The organism is Legionella fallonii LLAP-10, from assembly GCF_000953135.1.
GTDB classification, from domain to species: Bacteria; Pseudomonadota; Gammaproteobacteria; order Legionellales; family Legionellaceae; genus Legionella; species Legionella fallonii.
This window is the reverse complement of the sequence record NZ_LN614827.1, coordinates 1,080,511-1,103,653: the sequence shown is the minus strand read 5'-3', so window position 1 is coordinate 1,103,653 and position 23,143 is coordinate 1,080,511. Positions and strand designations below refer to the sequence as shown.

Sequence of the window (23,143 nt, the reverse complement as noted above, 5' to 3'; positions counted from 1 at the left end):
ATTCCGAGCCCACCCGTGTCATTCCGAGCCCACCCGTGTCATTCCGAGCCCACCCGTGTCATTCCGAGCCCACCCGTGTCATTCCGAGCCCACCATGTCATTCCGAGCGTAGCGAGGAATCTCCCCAAATATGGAACGATCTTGACAAAAATATTACAACTGAGCGATGCCGAATACCGACAACCAGAAAATAAATAAAGACTGGCAAGTAGTTTTTTGGTAGCATACCTGCGATTTATTAGGAAATAAATAAACACCATAAAGTCCAATATTGTCGCGAGAATATCTATGAGCAAGGAATACTATATTTATCTTTTAACTAATACACATCACACAGTACTCTACACTGGAGTAACCAATAATTTAGTACGTCGTATCTATGAGCATAAGAACAAGGCACAGTTAGGATTTACCCAGAAATATAATGTAAATCAATTAGTCTATTATGAGATTTGTTCCGATATTGTGGTTGCTATTACAAGAGAGAAACAAATTAAAGCGTGGACACGAAAGAAGAAAGAAGATCTGATCGCCACGTTGAATCCTGAATGGGCTGATTTATATCGGTCTATATGTTAGAGATCGTTCCACATTGGGGAGATTCCTCGCTACGCTCGGAATGACACGGGTGGGCTCGGAATGACATGGTGGGCTCGGAATGACACGGGTGGGCTCGGAATGACATGGTAGGCTCGGAATGACATGGTAGGCTCGGAATGACACGGGTGGGCTCGGAATGACATGGTAGGCTCGGAATGACACGGGTGGGCTCGGAATGACATGGGTGGGCTCGGAATGACAAAGGAGAACCGGGTATAACAAAGAGGGCTCGGTGTAATAAGAGAAAGCTTTGAATAACACAGAAGCGTTCTTCCCTATTAAAATGTGCTTTGAGAGCGTGATAAGATCACTATCCCGTACAATCCGCTTACTGTACGGGATAAAAGAAAACTACCTACCCGCTAACGCTATATTGGCAGGAAAATACTCATAATCTAAATCTCTAGCAACTGCTTCATAAGTCACTTTACCTTGATGAATATTCAAACCATTAAGCAGATGATGATCATCTAACAAGGCTAATTTAGTCCCTTTAGTAACAATATTTAAAACAAAAGGTAAGGTAGCATTGTTTAACGCAAACGTTGAGGTTCTTGGCACGGCGCCAGGCATATTCGCTACGCAATAGTGCACTACATTATCAACTACATAAGTTGGCTCTTCATGTGTCGTTGCACGACTGGTTTCGAAGCAACCGCCTTGATCGATAGCCACATCAACCAGTACGGATCCTGGGCGCATTGATTTGAGCATTGCCCTAGATACTAATTTAGGAGAAGCTGCACCCGGTACTAATACTGCACCAATCACTAAGTCAGCACTGGCCACATAGTGTTCTATTGCATCTGCCGTAGAATAAACGGTATTTAATTTAGAACCAAACTGGAAGTCTAATTCATTTAAACGTTGCAATGAACGATCAAGTACGACGACTCGCGCTTCCATACCCATAGCCATACGAACAGCATTAGTTCCAACTACCCCTCCACCAATAACAACTACAGTAGCAGCGGCAACACCGGGTACTCCACCTAAAAGAACACCGCTCCCACCCTGAGCCATTTCCAAACAATGAGCTCCTGCTTGGATAGACATACGGCCCGCAACTTGAGACATGGGGGTTAATAACGGTAGACCACCATCAGTTTGAGTTACAGTTTCGTAAGCAATAGCGGTTACACCAGACTCTTTTAACATACGAGCTTGTTGAGGATCTGGAGCCAAATGCAAGTAAGTGAATAAAGTTTGCCCCTCGCGTAATCGTTTGCATTCTATAGGTTGAGGTTCTTTTACTTTTACAATTAATTCGGCCCTGTCAAAAACCTCATCAGCAGTATCTACAATTTCAGCACCAGCATGACGATAATCATCATCAGAGATACCAATGCCTAAACCAGCTCCCTTTTCTACAAGAACAGAACTACCAGATCTAATGATTTCTCTAACGCTTGAAGGAACAAGGCCAACACGATTTTCTTGTGGTTTTATTTCTTTTGGAACGCCTACTAACATAACAACTCCCTTTTAACGGTTCTTTAACGGTTCTTAGCGGTTCTTTAACTGCTCTATTAATTGTGGAATTAATTCAAATAAATCACCTACCAACCCATAATTCGCTATTTGAAAAATAGGCGCATCTTCATCTTTATTAATTGCAACTATAACCTTAGAATCTTTCATTCCGGCTAGATGCTGCACGGCTCCGGAAATACCTACAGCTATATAAAGTAAAGGAGCAACAACTTTTCCAGTTTGCCCAACTTGATAATCATTGGGTACAAATCCCGCATCTACCGCAGCACGGGAAGCCCCTACTGCAGCTCCTAAAACATCAGCTAAGTCTTCAATTAATTTAAATTTTTCTGCACTTTGTAAACCTCTTCCACCAGATACTACTATTTTGGCAGAACCCAAATCAGGTCTTTCTGATTTGCTTAATTCATGCTTAATAAACTGACTGCCCTTGGTTTGAAACTCCTTATCGATATTTTCTATGCAGCAACTATCCTGACTTCCAGTCACTGGGTTAAACGCGGTAGTCCTGACAGTAACTACTTTTACAGCATCTAAAACCCGTACCGTTTCTATAGCATTACCGGCATAAATAGGGTGTTCAAAAGTATTATGGTCAATGATCTTACTTACATCGGAAATCTGTGCTACATCCAATAAGGCCGCTATTCTAGGTAAAATGCTCTTACCATAAGTACTAGAGGCAGCCAAAATGGCATTAAAGGAACTAGCAAAAGAAGCAACTAACTCGCTGACTTGCTCAGGTAATTGGTGTTCGTAGCAGGGTTTATCTACACACAAAACGGCATGGACGCCTGAAAGAGTAGCAACTTGTGCTGCGACGTCCTTACATTGATGCCCCACCACCAGTAAGGTCGGTTGGTTATCAAATTCCAAAGCGGCTGTTAGAGTATTGCGTGTTGCCGGATGCATCTCTTTATTATCATGTTCAACAAGTACTAGAGTGCTCATAATATCTCCTTATCAAAGCACTTTGGCTTCATGTTGTAATTTATCCAGCAATGCAGCTACAGAATCAACCTTTATCCCTCCACTACGAGTTGCAGGAGCATTAACTTTCAAAATCTCAACATGCTGTTTAAGTGATAGCCCCAATGATTCCAGCTCAAGTACATCTAAAACCTTCTTTTTGGCTTTCATAATGTTAGGAAGACTAGCATAGCGTGGTTCATTCAAACGTAAATCCGTACTGACTACTGCAGGCAATGCAACTTGTACTGTCTCCAAGCCGCCATCAATTTCTCTAGTGACCTCTAGAGATTCCCCGCTTGGATTAATTTTAGACGCATAGGTCGCTTGAGGCCAGTTTAGTAAGGCAGCCAACATCTGTGGTGTCTGATTATTATCACCATCGATAGTTTGTTTGCCCATGAGAACTAATGAAGGCTTTTCGTCCTCAACGATCTTTTTAAGAACTTTGGCTATATTAAGGCTTTCCAAGCTTTTTTCTGTACGAACCAAAATAGCCCTGTCCGCACCTAAAGCTAAAGCATGTCTTAACGTTTCCTGAGAGCTGTCGCCCCCAATACTGACTGCGATAACTTCGCTTGCCCAGTTTTTCTCACGCAAACGTAAGGCTTCTTCTATGGCTATCTCATCAAAAGGATTCATAGCCATTTTAATGTTTTGTGTTTCAACTCCTGTATTATCCGATTTAACACGAATTTTGACATATGGGTCTACTACACGCTTCGCTGCCACGAGTATTTTCATGCTTCCTCACTGGAATATCAAAACAGTCCGCATCTTGCCAGAGATATGGGTGTAAATTCAAGAGGTTGTTTCTATTTATACCAACATAGATAGGATCTCTTCGATTCACTTGTATCAGCTAGCCTCCATTGTTCATGCCATTATAAACAACTAACTGCATGGAAGTAGGATCTCTCCCACTCAATAAGGTAATTACTTGCTCAGCAGTATCTATCGCCTTTGCCGTATTCCCTCCCTCAGTATAAACCTCTTTATTCTTTTTTAACTCAGTTAATTCTTTCTGCGCTATAGCTAGTTTCTCTTCAGTAGATTCAGACCCGGCATCTAAAACTCTCATCTTAAATAGAAAGGAATCTACACTTAATCCTTTTGCCCATCCCAGACGCCAGTATCTTAAAAATTGTTGTTCATTTAGCCCCTTATAGGCCTCAAGAGGAGCTGCAATGACTTTCAATTCTGGAGTTTTAAATTGTATTCCTTCACTTAAATGTTGACCTGCTAAGATTAAATCCCTACATAAATTTTCTGTGGGGCTTTCATCATCTTTAGAGATGTCAGGCAATAGCGGCTTAAAAATGGAAGAACCTATCCCTAACCCTGCATCAAGACATTGATGAGAAATCCAAAATGTCATTTCTAATAAACGAACTATTAGGGTGGTAGTTGCTGTAGCAGTGATGACACTAATTTCCTGTAATGCGTGACCCAAATGTCGTATCTCTTTTGTATCACTGCGTTCTAAATATTGCCCACCCTTTAGCATCAGAAAATAAAGAGTATAAAGAGCAAATAACTCTTGAGCAAAAATTATGGCGCCGTAACTAGCAAAAATCATGGGCATGAAAGTGAGTAATGTTCTTATTCCTGTGGGTTTAATCCTCCCCACCTCATCAAAAAAGTAACTAGACTCATCAAGTAATCCAATCAAGCTGTCACAAAAACTACGGCTAGTATAGGTTCCAGCTTTACTTTTTAAATTTTCTAGCCATTTGCGACAATCTTCCCTGCTATTTATATCCTCAAAGCTAATTTCTTTAAATTTCAGGGGATTGGCCAATTTATCATAACAAGTTGCTAACGATTTAAAGCATATTCCATCATTACTCCCTTCCGATAAATTATTTTCGAGCCACGTTACCGTGGGCAAAAATAAATGGCTTCTATCAGGATGGAAATATAATGTTAACCGTTTATAGTTATTTTTCAGCTGTTCTTTACCAGCACCGTCAGCTAATAGCTGTTGATTAAAAAATTTGGCTAAATCCGCATCTAATCTTAAAAGTGCTGGCTTATCTAATTGCGACACATAACCTTTTTTGTCGGCATCATACTTAGCATAGATTTTTACTAGCGTTTCTAACTCTTTTTCCGTAGTCATAAAATTACTCCCTTAATTAAATTGACTAGGGTCTAACAATAGACCTTACTTATAGATAAATCATTTTATCCAAGCCTTACTCAAATATTGATTCCTTTTAATATATTGAGTAAATAGTCCAACTACTAGCATACTTAGATAAAAAGCAGTCATCACATCACTTAAATAGTGATGGTACAACAATACTCTAGTAAGAATTACAAAAAATGCCAAAGTGAGATAAGCATAAAAGTACTTTGGAAATAAGACCCCTAACCCAGCAGCCAACCCCACTATAGTGGTAGTATGACCAGATGGTAGAGACCAATATAAAGCTTTAGTTTTAAATCCATAAAAACCAAAAGCTTGTATCGAAAACCATAATTCAGGACGAGCACGACCTAAAATTACTTTGATAACCAGGCAAACCAAATTAGGAATAACAATGCAACCCAGCATGTACCAGGCTTTAGCTTCATAGACATCATTAGGACGTACATAACGAAAATATAAAACACTCAAAGTAAAGAGTACAACGTAGATAGGCACTTTTCCAAACTCAGTAAGATACTGAAGCACATGCATATGAGTTCTTAAATCTAATTGGTGAAAATAAATGGCCAGAGGCTTATCTAAAAATAAATACGCCAAAACAACCAGGATAAAATATATAGCGATACACCAAGGATTTCTCATTGAATTAGACATTTTTTCACATTGAGTCATTTTGTTCCTTTACTTTTTCTTTTTGCTAATCGTTTATCATATAAGATGCCTGCGATTTAGCCAATACTCAACTTTTATTCTTCCCTCAATTACCATCCTTTAATCGATTTATTTTTTAACAATTTGTCCTTTCCTAAGCGGACTTAAGTTGTTGACTTTGGCCCTATTCGAATTGCCGACGAAAGTCGGTATCCATCAATCATTTCACATCAAATGGATACCTGCTTTCGCCGGTAATTCGTCTAGGAGTGGGCCTCGCTCCAAACTCTCAGTGGTAGGGATAGTGGAGAAGGCATGGAGCGAAGCAAGTCGGTTTGGTCATGCCCCATAGCCGTCAAGCTAAGGAAGAAATGAGGTAAATCCCCCTCTCCCCCGATAAAGAGGGGATAGGAAGTAGAATAATATTCAGATGGCACGAAAAGTCCCCTCGCCCGCGCGATGAATTTTGATTACAACCCAACACTCAATCGCGGGAGAGGGTTAGGGAGAGGGCCTTAGAAGGATATTTCGTTCGTAGCTTGACGGCTATGGGTAGCGACTAAACCTACGGTTCCTTGAGGATTTGAGCACTGTATTGACAATGCAATTTCCCGCTACCTTCGAATTGCCGACGGAAGTCGGCATCCATCAATCGTTTAGCATCAAATGGATACTGGCTTTTTCTGGTAATTCGAAAATGGCCAAATTCGGCTTAATTTGAGGTGATCAACAAAAGAACATCAATTGACCACTAAACAAATAATAAAATCCATAAGATCAAAAAATACTCATTTTTTTTAAAACGACTATACTTCAAGAAGTGCAGTAGTAAATTACATTTAAGGCATTGAATGATGGATACCATTCAATTAAAACCCGACGAACACCTGGAAGTGATATTACGAGATCCAACTAGTATTGTATCTAAAGAGCGTGCATTATCTGAATCAACCTACCCTTTGCTTGCAGCTTATTATCAATGGATCAGGAAAATAAATGGAATCCATACAAAATTGGACACCATCATTGATAATGAACAGATACTTGGAGAATTTATCTTCTTATGTGAGCATAACCTATTATTCTTCCTTACTGTTACTGGACGTTTTGATGTAATTAAGGAGCTTTTTTTACCACATAAATTAACAGCAAGAGAACGATATTTGATTCATTTAATTCAAAGAGAACACGCTCAGGCACATCGTCAACAAGATATATCCTCTATAAAAGCCCCAAAACAAGTGAGTGAAAAAGAAACCCCTCACCATTTAGATGATTGGAAGAAATACGCCAATGGCTTATCTAATATGGATTTCTATTATTATTACACTCAAGAAATAAAACGTATCTCCTGTGAATATAATCTCAAACAAATACAGGTGCTGTCTCAAGCCTACAATGCCAGACAAACAAGATTACTCCAAGCAATTGATATAATGAGATCAGATGACACTATCAGCGAAGAAGTAAAACTTGAAGCAGAAAGACTGTACAAGAAATACAGCGAGATAATTAGCGATTTTCCTGATTATAACTCTATAGGAATAAACCCACAAAATCTCTCCTTGCATGTTATAGAACAAGACTATCATCGCATGCGAAAACATTATGATGATTCAGAAGAAATACATGATTTTTTAGAAAAAAACAGCCGTGATAACGCTCGACTAAAAGTGTTGTTAAGAGAAGAGAGAAGACAAAGTAAGAGCACTAAAGAGCAATTAAAGGCCAATGAAAAAGAATACAAGGAAGAAATCAAGGTACTCACTTCGCATTTGAAAAAAGTAAGTGAGGCCGCTCTTGGTGATATAGATAAAAATTTGCACCACATCATTCATTTTATTAATAAATGTCCCCAAAATAATTTGAACTCCGAACAACAAAAGGCATTAAAGGAGTCGGTTAATCAATTAAAGGAATATAGAGATAAATTCAAAAAAACTAAAAATTTTGACGAAACTCAAGATTTATTAAAAGAATGCTCTGGAAAATTACAAATAATCAAAGATATACTCAAACCTAACCTTCCCCAGAACGCTTTAAAAGTTCTTGTAAAAGAAATTCAATTGTTCAATGAAGGGATTATTGAGCGCAGAGAGCCTCTACCAGAAGAACAATTGGTATCAGAAGAACAGTTAATGTTAGATCTCCCATCTGCTCCTGTGATTCAAGAAAAAATAGATTCTGAAACCCAATCAGCAAGTAGTGAGACTGAAGATAGCAATAAAGATGGGCTTGAATCACAATTTAAGGAATCAGCTGTTGCTATAGAACAAGCACTACATAATATCACTCTGTTTAAATCAGAACTGCAAATAATACGCGGAGAAAATGAGCTAATAGAACTCTCGGAAGAAGAACAACAAAGTTATAAAATTGAAATCAATAAATTACTAAAAGACGTACAGCTGAGTAAAGAAAATGATTCTATTGCCCCTGACGATTTACCGAAAATCGAAAAGACAGAAGAACTAATAAAGAAAGTTAAAACTATAGGTTTTGATCGGGTCAATATCAATCTTTTAAAATCACTTTACGATCAAGTAGATAGCTTAAGTAATCAATATGAACGCTTGGAGAAATCAAAAGATAAACTCAGTGATTTAATAGATAACTTAACGGATAACTTACAGAAAAATGTTCAAATTTAATCTATACTGATCTAAATTTGTAAAATGCATTTTATCTTTGGGCTTGTTTTTGATAATATGGACATCAATTATTTTGTTATGGAAAAGGAGAATTAAATGTCACTTTGGCAAGCTATGTCTGATAAGAATTATGGAGTTGTTCAGGAGTTAATCAAAAAAAAACCTACTTTAGTTAATGCGACCCAGGAGCGCACAGGCTCATCTCTTTTAATGGTGGCTCTTAACCTCAAAGAAAAACCCCTAGAATTGATACGTTTTATTATAACTCACAAAAACTTTGATCTTTTCTATATGAATCCCGAAACAGAAGAAACTAATATGGCGGCTATTCTATCGGAAGGACGTCTAGATATTTTAAAAATGGCTAAAAATCATCCTGATTTTCTAATTAAAAACGATAAACTTCTCTATCAAACTGTAAATGCACAATTTAATATGGCAAAACGGGCTTTTGAGAACAATAATAGAAAGGACCCGCAAAGTGCCGCCACTGCACGCAATCGAACGAAGATGAACTCTTTGAAGGAAATGGCCGATTACTTATGTGATCTAACTATTCGCCATGCTATTGCTACTGATGATACAACAATTCTAGAGCAATTAGAAAAACTTGACGTAGATCTCACTTCTAAGTTACTTGATGGCACAAATCCCCAAGATCTACTGACAGAGAAAAATTCTAAGATAGATGCTGCCAAGTTTCAAAGTTTTGAAAGCCTTTTAGCTGAAATGTCTAGTTCTCAGAGTTCTGAAGTCCCAGGACGTCGTGCTGAGACGATGAAAGAACAGAGGCGGCTTGAAGAATCAGCAAAAGCACTCACAGCAATTCATCAACAAAAACAAACTAAAATCATGAGAGATGCCGTAGAAAAGAAAACCCAAGTTGTAGCAAAAGTAAACTCTCCACACTCACATTAAGAGTAGTCAGCGTAGCCTTGATGCAGAACAACGTAATCAAGGTTACTCAGACTAAGCCCCCATTAAGATATTTCGAATCCCTGCGGCTTCAACCGCGGGCACCATGATGTGGCTCCAGTTATGGATACCGCGGTCGAGGCCGCGGTAATTCGGCATTATTAACTTAATGACAGTGAGGCTAAGGCTCTCTCCCGCTATTTAATAGCTATTCCCCCTTTCACGGGCAAGTTTTTTTCGTGCTTACGAAATATTATTCCACTTTTTATCCTCTCACCGTTGAGGAGTTCCCTTAACTCATTACCGTAATTAACATTAGAACTCTTGCATAACCTATATATTTTGCTTTAATACAAGGCGTAAGCATTTCGAGGAGCAGAGAGCCAGAGTGTACACAAAAAATGAGGATTATAGCATCACATCGACGAGGCAATTCTCCCCCTCAGTAGATTTTGGCAAGAGGTCTACCATAAAAAGAAGGTATTTACTTGTTATTAGCGAGCAGTATTCGCTAGAATTAGAACATACTTTCTCAAGCTAGAAGAATTGATGCCTGAATTCACCATAATCCAACAAGTTTGCATATGGATCATCCCTGTTTTATTAGCCATTACCTTGCATGAAGCAGCCCATGCATTTGTGGCCAATCAATGTGGAGATACAACAGCGCGGATGATGGGGCGTTTAAGTTTAAATCCCATCCGTCATATTGATCCTATAGGCACTGTAATTTTACCTTTGGTTGCAGGTTTTTTAACAAATTTTAGCTTTGTTATCGGTTATGCTAAACCGGTTCCTATCAGTTGGGGGAAATTACGAAATCCTAAAAGAGATATGATCCTGGTTACTTTGGCAGGCCCCTGTTCCAATTTTTTGATGGCTTTTCTCTGGGCTGCGGGTTTGAAAATTGCAACGATGCTTCATCCGGAATCGTCAATGGCAGCGCTTTTTCTTTTATTTACATCTAGAGCAGGGATGATTATTAATTTAGTCCTGGCCTTTTTAAATTTAATCCCCATTCCGCCACTAGATGGAAGCAAAGTCGTTATCAGCCTTTTACCAATCAAGCAATCGATACAATATGAAAAGATAGAGCCTTATGGCTTTCTCATTCTAGTAATTTTAATTTTTACAGGAGTCCTGGGAACCATTTTAACACCATTGGTTAATGGCGGAATTGGTTTGCTAGCGATGATTTATCATCTATGAAAATTCTTGCTGATGCCAGCTTACCAGGTTTAGATATTGCTTTTCCTAAACCGTTTATTTTAAGTCTCTATTCTAATGAGCAAGAACTTTGCTCTATGCTTGATGGACAAGATATTCTTTTGTGTCGTTCAACATTAAAGGTCAATCAAGAGCTATTAAAAGAACATCATCTAAAATGTGTAGCCACTGCCACTAGTGGTACGGATCATCTTGACCATTTTTTTTTAAGATCGCAAAACATCCCCATTATTGATGCAAAAGGCTCTAACGCGTCCTCTGTCGCTGATTATGTTATAGCTAGTCTTGCTTATCTGGATCAACAACATCTAATCACTAGCAAGCATGTGGGCATTATTGGTATGGGGGAAGTAGGTAAGAGAGTATATGCGCGATTGAAGGCAGCTAACTTTCATATTCAACCGTACGATCCACCTAGAGAACAATGGGATCAGCAATTTAAAAGTTGTGAATTGGAACAATTACTTGCAATGGATATTTTATGCATTCATGCTGAGTTACATAATATTGCCCCCTACCCTAGCTTAAATCTACTGAATAAAGATTTTCTTGATCAACTTAAACCTGGCTGTATCATTATCAATGCCGCCCGCGGCGGGATTGTTAATGAAGAAGCTTTGCTCAAAACACAGCAAAATTTGATCTATTGCACCGATGTTTTCCTTAACGAACCCTCTATAGATAAACGCATTGTAGAAAAGGCAACCTTATGCACTCCCCATATAGCAGGACACAGTCTAGAAGCAAAATGGACAGCAGTAGCAGTGGTAAGCGAAAAATTACATGAATTGATTGGGCTTCCTGTACCTCAATTTGATTTGCCCCCCCAAGATCTTCAGATTACATTAAATCAGACTCAATCCTGGCAAGAGCTTATATTATCTCTGTATAACCCATTTGCAGAAACCTCCTACTTAAAACAGGCCCATAGCAAAGAAGAAGCGTTTTTGAAACTGCGTAAACAACATCAAAAGCGCCATGATTTTTCTCTTTATTCTGATTTGATTACAGATAGAAATATAAAGTCATTGATGGGTGCGTAAAACGTAAGTCGGGCAATTTGTTGTCCGACCCGCTATTTACCCAATAGCGTCGACGGTGAACACTACTTTTGCATTAATTTTCTTACCACATCCTGATCAGAAAAAGCATGTTTTATTGTACCGATTTGTTGATACGCCTCATGCCCTTTCCCAGCAATCAGAATAATATCTTCTTTGCTGGCCTTATTTAGCGCGTGAGCAATAGCGTCCTCTCTATTCACTAATTTTACAACATCAACTGAGTTAGCTATGCCATCCGCAATCTCATTGACAATGCTTTCAGGATTTTCACTACGAGGATTATCACTGGTAATAACTACTTTATCGGCATGGAGACTAGCTGCTTTTCCCATAATTGGTCTTTTCGTTTTATCTCTATCACCGCCGCAGCCAAAAACCACCCATAAATGGCCTTTTTTTAACTGATTGAGGGTCACTAAAACATTTTCCAATGCATCAGGAGTATGCGCATAATCAACAAGAACGTAAGGTGAATTAGTTACTATCTCCATACGACCAGGCGCTGCTTTTAATTGAGCCATAACTTCAATTACTTTATCCGCAGGATACCCACTAGCCATTAAACTAGTAAATATGGCCAGGCTATTATAAATATTAAATTCACCTAGCGCCTTAATGTGTACTTGATGATTGCCCCAAGGTGAACGTACTTCTATATCTGTTCCATTGATATCTATACGCCAATTAATTGCTTTAACATCACATTCTTGGTGCATACCATAAGTTATTTTTTTAGCGAGGGGGTTAACCGCTTCACTCATTAATTGTTGGTAGTGGTCATCTTGATTGATAATTGCCCACTCTAAGGATGGAGTTGCAAATAATAATGCTTTAGCGGCCCCATACGCCTCCATGGTATGGTGATAATCCAAATGATCTAAGGTTAAATTAGTAAATATAGCCTGTTTAAACTCAATAGCATCAACTCTATGTTGACTTAAAGCATGAGAAGAGACCTCCATGCAGACTTGCTTTATAGCCTGTTGTTTGTATTGATGTAACAGTTTCTGTAAACACAAAGCATCTGGGGTGGTATTGTCTAAAGGCTTTAATTGATTGACATCCCCCTGGCCTATAGTACCTATATAAGCCGCTCCCTGCCCAAGGAGATGATGTGCTTGAGCTAATTGATACGCTATTGTTGTTTTCCCGTTAGTACCGGTCACGCCTGTTACAGTTAGGGATTGGCTAGGATTGTCATAAAATCGTTTAGCAATGTCTGCTAATTGTTCTGCCAAATGGGGTATGGCAACACAAGGTACCGATGAAGGCAAAATACAGCTAGGAGGAAAATTATCAGGCTCATAAGCTACTGCCGCAGCCCCCAAGGACACTGCTTTTTCTATGAATAAACGCCCATCTGCAGCAGCTCCTGGATAAGCAATAAATAAATCTCCTGGTTTAATCTGGCGACTATCATTTTTTACATCAGTAATAACACAATCAAAAACTTCTTGTTTTATCCAGGGTTTTAATAATTGAGTTAGTTTCACCTATTGATACTCCCCATTTTAAATTAATTTTCTGCCTTACTAGATCCTGTAAACAAGCCCTATCTTAATTCACCGTAAGTCCATAGCCTCAACTAGCAACCTCATCCGTGGGAACATTAAATAGACGCAATGCTCCTCCCATCACCTTAGCAAACAAGGGAGCAGCAACAGCTGCTGCATAATATCCTTTACGAGAAGGCTCATGAATAATCACAATCACTGCAAATTTTGGATTCGAAACCGGAGCAATTCCCATAAAACTGGAGGTATACCTTCTGTCTTTATAACCATCTTTTCCAGCAACTCGAGCTGTTCCTGTTTTTCCGGCTACTCTATATCCTGGCACTCTTGCTGAACGCCCAGTACCGTCTTTGCTTAAAACAGCTTCCATCATCAGCAACACCTGCTCCGCGGTCTTAGCTTGTATTACCTGTACCCCTGGAGAGGGTTTATCATTGTGCAGTAAAGTAACAGGTATTAATCTTCCTTTATTAGCAAAGACCAAACTTGCTTTCGCTAATTGTAACGCTGTTGCTGATAAACCATAACCAAATCCTAAGGTAGCCAAAACGAAAGGATTCGCATCTTTAGCTTTTACAATGCCGCCTTCACTTTCCCCAGGATAGGTACTTTCAGTGCTTTGCCCAAACCCACACTTTTGCAATAAACCTATTAATTGTTCTGGAGGACTGGCCAAAACCATTTTGGTAACGCCCACGTTACTTGAATGTTGCAATACTCCTGTTACATCCAAAACGCCATAATTATGAATATCCCTTACCACACGCCCATGAACACTCATCCAACTGGGATTGGTATCTATTATTGTATCTGGAGTAAATAATCCTGTTTCTAAAGCACTAGCAATACTAAAAGGCTTAATTACTGAACCTGGTTCAAAAGTATCAGTTAGCGCAAGGTTTCTATAGGTTTCTCTATTATAGTGTCCACGGGAATTAGGATTGAAAGAAGGCGCGTTGGCGATAGCTAAAATTTCCCCGCTTTCAGTATCTACCACAACTACTGACCCTGATTTTGCCCCAAACTCATCAACAGTTTTCAGCAATTCACTATAAGCTAAATATTGCAATCTTCTATCAATACTTAATGCTAACTCATGTCCAGGGCGAGGCTCTTTAATAACACCAAGTTCCTCAATAATTCGCCCCATACGATCTTTCACTACTCTTTTTTTACCCACAACCCCCATTAGCCAATCCTGATATGCTAACTCCATTCCTTCTAGGCCCCGATCATCTACATTGGTGAATCCTATCACCTGGGAGATACTGTCTGAGTCGGGATAGTAACGTTTAAATTCTTTTTGAAAATAAATACCTGGGACTTTCAATGCCTTAATTTGCTTAGAAAGAATCGGTGGCAGCTGTCTTTGTAAATAAAGAAACTCACGATTTTCCGCATCAACTATTTTTCTGCTTAATTCTTTAGGAGACAACTTTAAATATTTAGCCAACTGCATGAATTGTGGCTCATCAGGAGAAAATTCTTTAGGATTTACCCACACGGACTCAACCGGAGTACTCACTGCCAAGGGAGTACCATTTCTGTCGGTAATCATTCCTCTATAAGCTGGAATATCAATGACTCTCAAGCTTCTAGCGTTACCTTGACCTTGTAAGAATTTTCTATGTAAAACGGTGAGATCCACCATGCGCCATATTAAAATGACTAGAAGTAAGGAAAAAAAAGCAGCTACAGTTATAAGCCTGGCATAGTGGCGTGATTGTTTCATAAATTACTACTCAAAAAATAATGTCTTCAAGCACAAAATTAATCCTTATGTGCCGCAATTTATTAAACATCGTTTAATTCCAGATTTTAACCATTTTTTTAAAGAGGCACAAAACCATTATCACTGACAATAAAATAAAGTAACCCAGGGCAGTATTTTAACAAATACCGGTCTAGATTTCTTTATTTGCACTCATGGTGACGGATTTTTTACCCTATTCTATTAAAATGATCCGAGTCTGATTAATAGATTTCTTTCGAAAAGTTCAGTGTACCTGAAGCCTTTAAATTTTTCGAGAGCATTTCCCTTTATATTTTCAATGCTAGTTATTGTTCTATTAACTTATGTTCCCTGATTTCAGAACTTACTGAATAAAATTAGAGAAACAATAGCTAACAGGAAACTAATTTAAATTCTACTATAAATGTAATACATTCTTGTCCTTATAAAGAACAAATTTTAAAGAGTAATGTTTGTTCGACGACATCAAGGATATTCGCAACCTTTTGCGTCGAACGTACATTAATTGAATTGAGCATGTAATAAATAAGTATTCTTTGACGTAGGAAATGTCATTTTCAATTTTTCAATTGCTAATTCTTCAACCCTTGCCGGAGTTGCCAGACTCGCTTGCTCTAACAGCAATTGTCCCCACTGTAATTGTAAAAAATGCGATTGTTGCTCTTCTTGCTCTACTTGAGCAAAAACAGACCTATAAGTATTAGTACTATAGATAACAGCAAATCCACTTATTAATACTGAAATTAACAATATCATCAAGAAATAGAATGATTTTGACATATGCATATTTGCCAATTGCCCATTAAATAAATTGCCTTGGTTAATTACCCTAGCTGCAGCGTTCATGCTAATTTCTCTCCTATTCTCAACACAGCACTTCGAGCCCTGACATTGTTATTTATTTCATCTTGTTGTGGCATAACAGCTTTACCTATTCTCTTAAAATTGGTTTTAATTTGTTCATAACGCAAAGGAACCTCTGCTGGTGGCCGTGTTCCTTGTTCTTTATTCCGCATGAATTGCTTGACTATTCGGTCCTCAAGGGAATGAAAACTAATGACTGCCAAGCGACCGCCAGGAGCTAAAATTTCTATGCATTGCTCTAAACAACTAGTCAAATCATTTAGTTCTTGATTCACATAGATACGAATAGCCTGGAAAACGCGAGTTGCAGGATGCTTGTGTTTTTCCCATTTGGGATTTGCTTCTTTAACTATTTCTGCTAACTGCAATGTGGTAGTAATTGGCACTTCGTCTCTTGCTTTGGCAATAGCTCTTGCTATTCTTCCGGCAAATCGCTCTTCACCATATAATCTAAATACAGAGGCCATCTCATCAATTTCAGCTTCATTCACAAATTGCGCGGCACTTATAGATTGCGTTGTATCCATGCGCATATCTAAGGGTCCCTGTTGCATGAAGCTAAATCCTCTTTCTGGATTATCCAACTGAGGAGAGGACACCCCTAAATCAAGCAAAACTCCATCAACCAACCCCAAAACTTGCGCTTCAGATGCAAAATTTCTGATATTTGCGAAAGAACCGTGAAATATATGAAATCGCTTATCTGATCCAAAATGCTCTTTAGCATATTCAATAGCGTCTACATCTTTATCGATGGCGAATAACTTTCCTTTGTCATCTAAATGGCGCAAAATTTCCCGGCTATGCCCACCCCGACCAAAAGTTCCGTCGAAATAGACGCCGTCGGGCTTAATAGCTAAACCGTTAATTGACTCTTGCAGTAATACTGATTGATGCATTGCCATTCAAGTTTCCATTACAAAGAAAACGTTTTCATTTCATCAGGTAACCCATCAGTTTGAGAGGCCACTTCAACTAGCCATTGTTCACGTTTGGATTCCCAAAGATCCTTATTCCACACTTCAAATTTATTACCTTGCCCAATCATCACTACATCTTTTTCCAGTTGCGCATAATTTCTTAAAACAGTGGGTACAAGCACCCGACCATTACTATCAACTTCTACATCTGTAGCGTGACCAATTAGTAAACGCTGAATTCTTCGTGCAGCAGCGTTAAAACTAGGCAATTTTTGCAAATTATTCTCAATAATTTGCCATTCTGCTGCGGTATAAAGCAATAAACATGTTTCATCCGTATCGATGGTAATGACCACAGGAATCTTATCCTCCGCCCCCAACGCACTTCTGTAACGCGTTGGAATAGCCAAGCGTCCTTTAGTGTCAATGGTGATGGTATTTATTCCCCTAAACATGTTTTTTTTTGCGGGGGATTAGCTCCTCCACAATTCTCCACTTTTTTATTATTTTAACCCACTTTTATACACTATAGAAACACATTTCTCCATTCGTCAATATAAAAATCCACTTTTTGGGTAATTTATTCATAAAGTAAAATGAATTTAAAATGAATCAGCTCTGTTTTTTATCAGTTAAATTATTTATTAAGCACGCGCAAGATAGAAAGCGGTTAATGATGTTAATTTAGGATTTTGTAACGTGAGTTGGATATGTGTGTAAGTCGGACAATAAATTGTCCGACTTACACCTGTCATCCAGAACGTAGCAAGAAGAGGAGTATTACGAAAAAACAAAAAAATAAAGCGTAGAGTAGATTATGTTGATCAAGTTCTTATTGTGATTAGGTATTCATTAATGCAGCTAAACGAATACCTTGAAGAACCAAATCAGGAACTAAATGATCATAAATACCTTGTCTATCAAATAAAGAAGCAAACCCGCCTGTAGCTAAAACTAAAGCATTACTTTCATTGAATGACTCTTTATTGATGCGATGAATTAATTCACGGCAAGCTCCCAAAACTCCGTAATAGACTCCGGATTGAATGCTTTCAACAGTAGATCGTCCTACTGCATTTTCTATTTTTATAATTTCCACTGAAGGTAATTTGGCTGTATTTTTAGACAAAGCATCCACAGACAATCGGACACCTGGTAAAATAGCTCCACCTAGATAGACTTTTTGTGCAGTAATAACACAAAAAGTAGTTGCTGTTCCAAAATCAATAACAATGGTATTTTGATTAGGATAACTATGTGTAGCGGCAATTGCATTTGCAATTCTATCGGCCCCCACCTCTACAGGATTACGGTATTTAATATTCAATCCAGTCTTAACACCCGCCTGTAATAAAAAAGGCTCTAAAGAAAAATACTTAACACAGGCAGAACGCAAAGAATAATCTAATTGAGGTACTACGGAACAAATGCCAATTTTGGTGATTTTCTCTGGAGAGCAATTATTTTCACGCAACACACTTTTTAAAAAAATACCCAATTCGTCAGAGGTGCTCACATTAGAAGTATGACGAAAACGTAGTTTTATTTCATCTCCATCGAAAACGCCGCCATATATATGAGAATTGCCAACATCAATGCAAAGAATCATTATTTGGTTCTACCCTTGAAAAAAACATGATAGTAAAATGGGATGTTATTATTATCAAGTCCCTTGAAATTTCATCTGTGCCTTCCAGAAGGTTTGATGGAAGTTTTGCTCGGTTTTTTGATCCATCATGAAGTGGTTTATATAAAACCTATGATAATAAAAAAGCCCTGCATTATGCAGGGCGAGTCGTGGAGAAGCAGCTATTATTAAGAATTACTATTTAGTTTAGTATGGTTTCACTACAACTGAAGTACCTATATCAATAAAATTCTCGTTAAGCCATTTTGCTGCACTGGGAAGAACCCGGATACAACCATGGCTTGCATTATAGTTAGGCACTTCATAAGCTGCGTGTATTGAATATCCACCATGGAAGTGCATGCAGTAAGGCATTTTTGCTCCGCCATGTGTTTCAACGGGATAAAGACTGGATTTACAATCCTCCCCTTTCTTCGAATACACCTTGAAGCTACCTGTGACGGTACGACAGCCTCGGCCTGTGTCTTCACAGAAATCCTTTCCTCCGGAGGCACTGCCTGTCTTCACCCTATTACCTTCCGAATCGTATGCGGCCCAGGCAGTAGCTTTAGGATCGAATACGAAGACTTTCCTTCCCGTTGGTTCTCTTTTTGCAGGGAAGTAACTAGACCCCTTATGATCTGCGGCCATACTCATGGTGTAATGAGTATATCCAGCATCGTCAACTACGGCGGTTGATCTGTCCATAGAAGCACAGGAAGCCACCAAGGAACAAACAGGAACTAACATGAGTTTTGTTTTCACTTTAATTTCTCCCTCTTTTTTTTACTGTATCGGGAGATTTTTGAATAGGTTTAGGCTTTTTTATAAATTTTTTTTACTTTTTGTATTTTTTGTGGTCTTTAAGTTCATTTAATAGGACTTTTTTGTCCTCTTTTGGTACAATTTCTAATATGGTTAAAAGTAGCTGATCATCGGTACATTCAAAGCATCCCCCTCTAGGCGGCATGGCATTGAATCCTTCATTAGTGTGCTCAAAAAGAACGTTAATTCCTTGTTTTACTCTTAAGGACCAATCACTTTCCATACCAATTCTAGGTGCACCTAATGGAATAAGAGGTTTGGCAGCATGGCAGTTAGCACAAAAATGATTATATATTTGTTCCCCCTCATTCTTACTGCCGCTAATGGTTTTTAGAAACTCCTGAGGATGATGGCTTTCAGCAAAAGCAGGGGAAAGAAACATGAATAAAATCAATTTATAGAGGTCAAAACGCTCTGTCATGTTATACTCCTAAAGTTGGCGCAATATTTGCATGGAATTCTGACTGTAAACAAAGGGGATTGTTGTGAAGAAGAGCATACTAAGTGTTTTCTTATTTTTTGCAAGTATTAGCTTATATGCTGAAGAGGCTCAATCTCTTGAACTTCTAAGAAATAAAATAGAACAATATGTTCTTAACGAGCTAACTAATTATACTGAAGGAAAAATTGAGGTTTCCGCTGATAAGATTGATTCTCGCCTAACGCTCAAAGCCTGCGATGACAATAAATTGACAATTTTTAATCCGTATCAAACTCCTTTATTAAATAGTAGTACTATGGCAATAAAATGTACTGAAGCAGAGAATCACTGGACCATTTACGCCCCCATCAAAATTACCGTTTTCAAAACCGTATTAGTATCAAAAAACACGCTTGTTAAAGGAAAAGTAGTACGAGATGATGATATATATCCAACTGAAATGGATACACAAAAATTAAAGCAAGGATATTTTACGGATAAAAGTCAGCTAGTAGGCTTAGTATGCAAACATGATATTGCCGCAGATAATCCTTTTACTCCTTATAATATTGAATTAGCGAAACTAATTCATAAAGGTGAAGAAGTTATTATAGTTGCCAATCATGATAATTTAACAGTAAGTATGGCGGGAATTGCTCTTAATGAAGGGGCTTTAGGTGATACAGTTAAAGTAAAAAACCTTAGTTCAAAAAAAGTTATAGAAGCCCAAGTTACAGGGGAAAAAAACGTGAAGGTCATCATATAAGGAATGAATTTTACCTTAAGTACAGCATTAAATTTAAAAAGTTTAAAAATTTGCCGAAAACTACTAAAGAAATTTTAAAAGGAGCCGATAAGCATGCTAAATGTGATTGAGGACAAATTCATGGTTAATCAAATAAATGACGCAACAGGAATGAAATCAATTGATACAGACAATCGTCTGAAGGCTAAGCAACAAGAAAGCAAAGAGCCTATAGCAGATAATCGTTCCTTTATGGATACAGTATCTATTAGTAACACGTCAAAACAATTAGAAGCGTTAAAAGCCTCTCTTCAGGACGTCCCTGAAATTAATGAAGCTCGCGTTTTATATTTTAAAGCAGAGCTGCAAAGCGGAAACTATCAAATCAATAATGATAGAATTGCGAGAAATATGTTAAACCCTGTCGAAATAGCTTAATTTTAGGATTATTTAATGAACAATAAGATAAAGGACTTAGCGAGCCGTTTAGAGCAAGAAATTAACTGGGTAGAGCAACTTAATCTTCTATTATCTGAAGAAAAAATGGCTCTAACTACCCGTCAATTCGATGCGCTAGAAGAGTTAGCGAATAAAAAACAAGCTTTATCCGATAAAATTGAAGAAAGTGCGAAGCAACGTGTTGCGCTCACTAAGAAAAACAACCAAGACACAGGAGATGTAGCGTCTTTAAAAGAATTTCTTAAAAGCTGCACCTCGGAGGAAAATACTCAAATAAGCACACTCAACAATAAACTTGCAGAAGTACTAACTATTTGCCAAGACTTAAACAATGTAAATGGACAAGTGATTGTCAGTAATATTCATACCCGTCAGCAAATTGTTAAAGCCCTCTCAGGAAATACCAACGAAGCCGTTAGTGTTTACACAGCTACCGGTAATTTACAATCCACCCCAGAACACAATCACCATCAAGAAGCATAAAGAGCAATGTAATATAGTCAATCCGGATACAGCGTCATGAAACATAAGTGTTCACGCTGTACCACCGGAAAGCCACATTTACCCCACATTGAACGAGTACCATGAACCTGGGTTATAACAGTCCAAGGACCTCCATCCAGGCTACAATACTATGTACGACACAACGACCAAAAAAGCGAATCAGCAAAGCGCCATTCGCAAAAAAACACCCACCAAGACCATGAGCGGTCAGATTTGAGTGCAGGTTGAGAGAACGGCCCAGCAAAAAAAGCGGAGTGTACAGCAGGTACATGAGTATTTTTTTGCTGGGCCGTTCTCTCAAGATGCGCCAAATATGCCCGCTCACTGCATACGAAGAGCGCCGTCGAGACGAACCACAGCCCCATTCATCATCCCATTTTCAATAATCAACTTCGCCATCAATGCAAATTCTTCTGGTTTACCCAATCTCTTTGGAAAAGTAATAGTTGAGGCAAGATTATCTTGAACTTCTTGAGGCATATTTAAAAGTAATGGCGTGGCAAATAATCCTGGAGCAATAGTATTCACCCTTATTGCAAATCGTGCTAACTCTCGAGCGGCCGGTAAAGTCATTGAAACAATGCCTCCTTTAGAAGCACTATATGCAGCCTGTCCAATTTGCCCTTCAAATGCCGCAATAGAAGCTGTATTAATGATAACACCACGCTCTTGTGATTTGGCGTCAATTTCTAATCCTGACATAGCATGTGCCACAATACGCATTACGTTAAAAGTGCCAATTAAATTAACTTCTATTACTTGTTTAAAGTCAGATAACGGCATGGCCCCTTCTTTCCCCACGATTCGCTTGGCAGGAGCTATCCCTGCACAATTAATACAAACCCTAGGAGTACCAACTTGTGCTATCGTTTCTTTCATAGCTTGCTCGACAGATGCTTCACTAGTGACATCACAGTTTAAAGCTAAATCTGCCTTGCTAGCAGTATCTTTTTGCCTATCCCAGATAACAACTTTCATCCCATGTTGTTGTAGGTATTCAGCGCAGGCTTTACCCATGCCTGAGGCACCGCCAGTAACTAAAGCAATTTGATTATCTAAATTCATTCATACTCTCCATGACTTAATTTCTTATGAAGCAAACTATTGTAAAAACTCTTTGCTTAAGGCTTTAAACTCAGGGGTTCCAGCGTGCCTTAACCATTCAAAAAAGATCATTTCTGCGGTGATTAGTTGAATACCTTCTTGCTTCATACGTTTTAGAGCATACTTGCAATCGTTGTTATTCCTACTACTCACTGCATCAGCAACGACATAAACATCAAAGCCCAAGCTCTTCATTTCCATGGCAGTCTGCAATACACAAACATGTGCCTCAATCCCTATGACTATTAATTGATTTTTATTTAACTCACGCAAACGGCGAGCGTAATCAGGTTGTTGCATGCAAGAAAAATGAACTTTTTCAATGCATTGCTCTTGATCAAAATAAGTGCGCAGTTGTTCTACTGTTGGACCAAGACCTTTGGGATATTGTTCACTTACTAAAACCGGAACATCCATCCTCTGTGCTAATTTTAAAAGCCATTCACAGCGAGCAATAAATGCATCATAGTTCCAAACTGCAGGAGCTAACTTTTCTTGCACATCAACAAGTAGTAAAACGGAATCTTCTTTATTAAGTAACATCCTTATCCTCCTAATGAACTAGACTTCTGTCGAAACTCACGTGGCTAGGACATGAGGATTTGAACATCGCATCGACGACGCAAGTGACTTCAGCACTAGAGTTTCGAAAGAAGTCTACTATAAATGACGAGTTCACAT

The 23,143-nt window shown here is 38.5% G+C and carries 23 protein-coding genes; 8 read left to right on the top strand and 15 right to left on the bottom strand.

Translation table 11 applies throughout. The annotated features are described in order from the left end of the window. Positions 1–288: 288 nt before the first annotated feature. Positions 289–579 (top strand): GIY-YIG nuclease family protein, encoded by a 291-nt coding sequence (locus LFA_RS04440; RefSeq protein WP_065814359.1) that lies wholly within the window; start codon positions 289–291, stop codon positions 577–579. Between the two features lie 372 nt (positions 580–951). On the opposite strand, the gene ald is transcribed toward LFA_RS04440, so the two are convergent. From ald to LFA_RS04415, 5 genes are all read right to left on the bottom strand, one after another. Next, a complete protein-coding gene (ald, locus tag LFA_RS04435) occupies positions 952–2,073 on the bottom strand; it encodes an alanine dehydrogenase (RefSeq protein ID WP_045095099.1) in 1,122 nt (373 codons plus the stop codon). Positions 2,074–2,106: 33 nt separating this feature from the next. Continuing rightward, positions 2,107–3,045: an electron transfer flavoprotein subunit alpha/FixB family protein gene (locus LFA_RS04430; RefSeq protein WP_045095098.1), complete on the bottom strand. Its 939-nt coding sequence runs from the start codon at positions 3,043–3,045 to the stop codon at positions 2,107–2,109. 12 nt (positions 3,046–3,057) lie between these two features. Then, the gene (locus tag LFA_RS04425) at positions 3,058–3,807 is read right to left on the bottom strand and encodes an electron transfer flavoprotein subunit beta/FixA family protein (RefSeq protein WP_045095097.1); all 750 of its coding nucleotides are present in this window, start codon (positions 3,805–3,807) and stop codon (positions 3,058–3,060) included. 118 nt (positions 3,808–3,925) lie between these two features. Continuing rightward, complete coding sequence (locus LFA_RS04420; protein ID WP_045095096.1) at positions 3,926–5,185, bottom strand: hypothetical protein; 1,260 nt, start codon at positions 5,183–5,185, stop codon at positions 3,926–3,928. A gap of 60 nt (positions 5,186–5,245) precedes the next feature. Further along, entirely contained in the window at positions 5,246–5,890 is a 645-nt protein-coding gene (locus tag LFA_RS04415; RefSeq protein WP_045095095.1) for a phosphatase PAP2 family protein, read from the bottom strand. 830 nt (positions 5,891–6,720) lie between these two features. Here LFA_RS04415 and LFA_RS18755 point away from each other — a divergent pair. The 4 genes from LFA_RS18755 (at position 6,721) to LFA_RS04395 (ending at position 11,705) form a co-directional block, all read left to right on the top strand. After that, entirely contained in the window at positions 6,721–8,520 is a 1,800-nt protein-coding gene (locus tag LFA_RS18755) for a coiled-coil domain-containing protein (protein WP_157010280.1), read from the top strand. Between the two features lie 96 nt (positions 8,521–8,616). Then, the gene (locus LFA_RS04405; RefSeq protein ID WP_045095094.1) at positions 8,617–9,438 is read left to right on the top strand and encodes a hypothetical protein; all 822 of its coding nucleotides are present in this window, start codon (positions 8,617–8,619) and stop codon (positions 9,436–9,438) included. Between the two features lie 546 nt (positions 9,439–9,984). Further along, positions 9,985–10,644: a site-2 protease family protein gene (locus tag LFA_RS04400; RefSeq protein WP_045095093.1), complete on the top strand. Its 660-nt coding sequence runs from the start codon at positions 9,985–9,987 to the stop codon at positions 10,642–10,644. Next, on the top strand, positions 10,641–11,705 hold the full coding sequence (locus LFA_RS04395; protein WP_045095092.1) for a 4-phosphoerythronate dehydrogenase: 1,065 nt from the start codon (positions 10,641–10,643) through the stop codon (positions 11,703–11,705). Before LFA_RS04400 ends, LFA_RS04395 begins: the two co-directional genes overlap by 4 nt. 62 nt (positions 11,706–11,767) lie before the next feature. On the opposite strand, the gene LFA_RS04390 is transcribed toward LFA_RS04395, so the two are convergent. The 8 genes from LFA_RS04390 to LFA_RS04355 all read right to left on the bottom strand — a co-directional run bounded on the left by LFA_RS04390 (position 11,768) and on the right by LFA_RS04355 (position 19,650). Continuing rightward, the gene (locus LFA_RS04390; protein ID WP_045095091.1) at positions 11,768–13,219 is read right to left on the bottom strand and encodes a UDP-N-acetylmuramoyl-L-alanyl-D-glutamate--2,6-diaminopimelate ligase; all 1,452 of its coding nucleotides are present in this window, start codon (positions 13,217–13,219) and stop codon (positions 11,768–11,770) included. 88 nt (positions 13,220–13,307) lie between these two features. Further along, positions 13,308–14,972, bottom strand: coding sequence for a peptidoglycan D,D-transpeptidase FtsI family protein (locus LFA_RS04385; protein ID WP_045095090.1), 1,665 nt, complete (start codon positions 14,970–14,972; stop codon positions 13,308–13,310). 522 nt (positions 14,973–15,494) lie between these two features. After that, positions 15,495–15,839, bottom strand: a complete 345-nt coding sequence (gene ftsL / locus LFA_RS04380) for a cell division protein FtsL (RefSeq protein WP_045095089.1) — start codon at positions 15,837–15,839, stop codon at positions 15,495–15,497. Then, complete coding sequence (gene rsmH, locus LFA_RS04375) at positions 15,836–16,762, bottom strand: 16S rRNA (cytosine(1402)-N(4))-methyltransferase RsmH (protein ID WP_045095088.1); 927 nt, start codon at positions 16,760–16,762, stop codon at positions 15,836–15,838. The genes ftsL and rsmH overlap by 4 nt, the downstream gene beginning before the upstream one ends. Before the next feature lie 11 nt (positions 16,763–16,773). Beyond that, a complete protein-coding gene (mraZ, locus tag LFA_RS04370; protein ID WP_045095087.1) occupies positions 16,774–17,232 on the bottom strand; it encodes a division/cell wall cluster transcriptional repressor MraZ in 459 nt (152 codons plus the stop codon). 386 nt (positions 17,233–17,618) lie between these two features. Continuing rightward, positions 17,619–18,386 (bottom strand): type III pantothenate kinase, encoded by a 768-nt coding sequence (locus tag LFA_RS04365; RefSeq protein ID WP_045095086.1) that lies wholly within the window; start codon positions 18,384–18,386, stop codon positions 17,619–17,621. 225 nt (positions 18,387–18,611) lie between these two features. Next, positions 18,612–19,154: a L,D-transpeptidase gene (locus LFA_RS04360; RefSeq protein WP_407927632.1), complete on the bottom strand. Its 543-nt coding sequence runs from the start codon at positions 19,152–19,154 to the stop codon at positions 18,612–18,614. 88 nt (positions 19,155–19,242) lie between these two features. After that, positions 19,243–19,650, bottom strand: a complete 408-nt coding sequence (locus LFA_RS04355; protein WP_045095084.1) for a c-type cytochrome — start codon at positions 19,648–19,650, stop codon at positions 19,243–19,245. A gap of 64 nt (positions 19,651–19,714) precedes the next feature. Between LFA_RS04355 and flgA the strand changes: the two genes are divergently transcribed. From flgA to LFA_RS04340, 3 genes are all read left to right on the top strand, one after another. Then, positions 19,715–20,416, top strand: coding sequence for a flagellar basal body P-ring formation chaperone FlgA (gene flgA / locus LFA_RS04350; protein ID WP_045095083.1), 702 nt, complete (start codon positions 19,715–19,717; stop codon positions 20,414–20,416). 93 nt (positions 20,417–20,509) lie between these two features. After that, entirely contained in the window at positions 20,510–20,833 is a 324-nt protein-coding gene (gene flgM / locus LFA_RS04345) for a flagellar biosynthesis anti-sigma factor FlgM (protein WP_157010279.1), read from the top strand. A 15-nt stretch (positions 20,834–20,848) separates the two neighbouring features. After that, complete coding sequence (locus LFA_RS04340) at positions 20,849–21,337, top strand: flagella synthesis protein FlgN (RefSeq protein WP_045095082.1); 489 nt, start codon at positions 20,849–20,851, stop codon at positions 21,335–21,337. Between the two features lie 342 nt (positions 21,338–21,679). Here the strand turns inward: LFA_RS04340 and LFA_RS04335 are convergent, their stop codons facing one another. Then, on the bottom strand, positions 21,680–22,423 hold the full coding sequence (locus tag LFA_RS04335; RefSeq protein ID WP_045095081.1) for an SDR family NAD(P)-dependent oxidoreductase: 744 nt from the start codon (positions 22,421–22,423) through the stop codon (positions 21,680–21,682). Between the two features lie 36 nt (positions 22,424–22,459). After that, positions 22,460–23,005: a hydrolase gene (locus LFA_RS04330; RefSeq protein WP_045095080.1), complete on the bottom strand. Its 546-nt coding sequence runs from the start codon at positions 23,003–23,005 to the stop codon at positions 22,460–22,462. Positions 23,006–23,143: the final 138 nt, after the last annotated feature.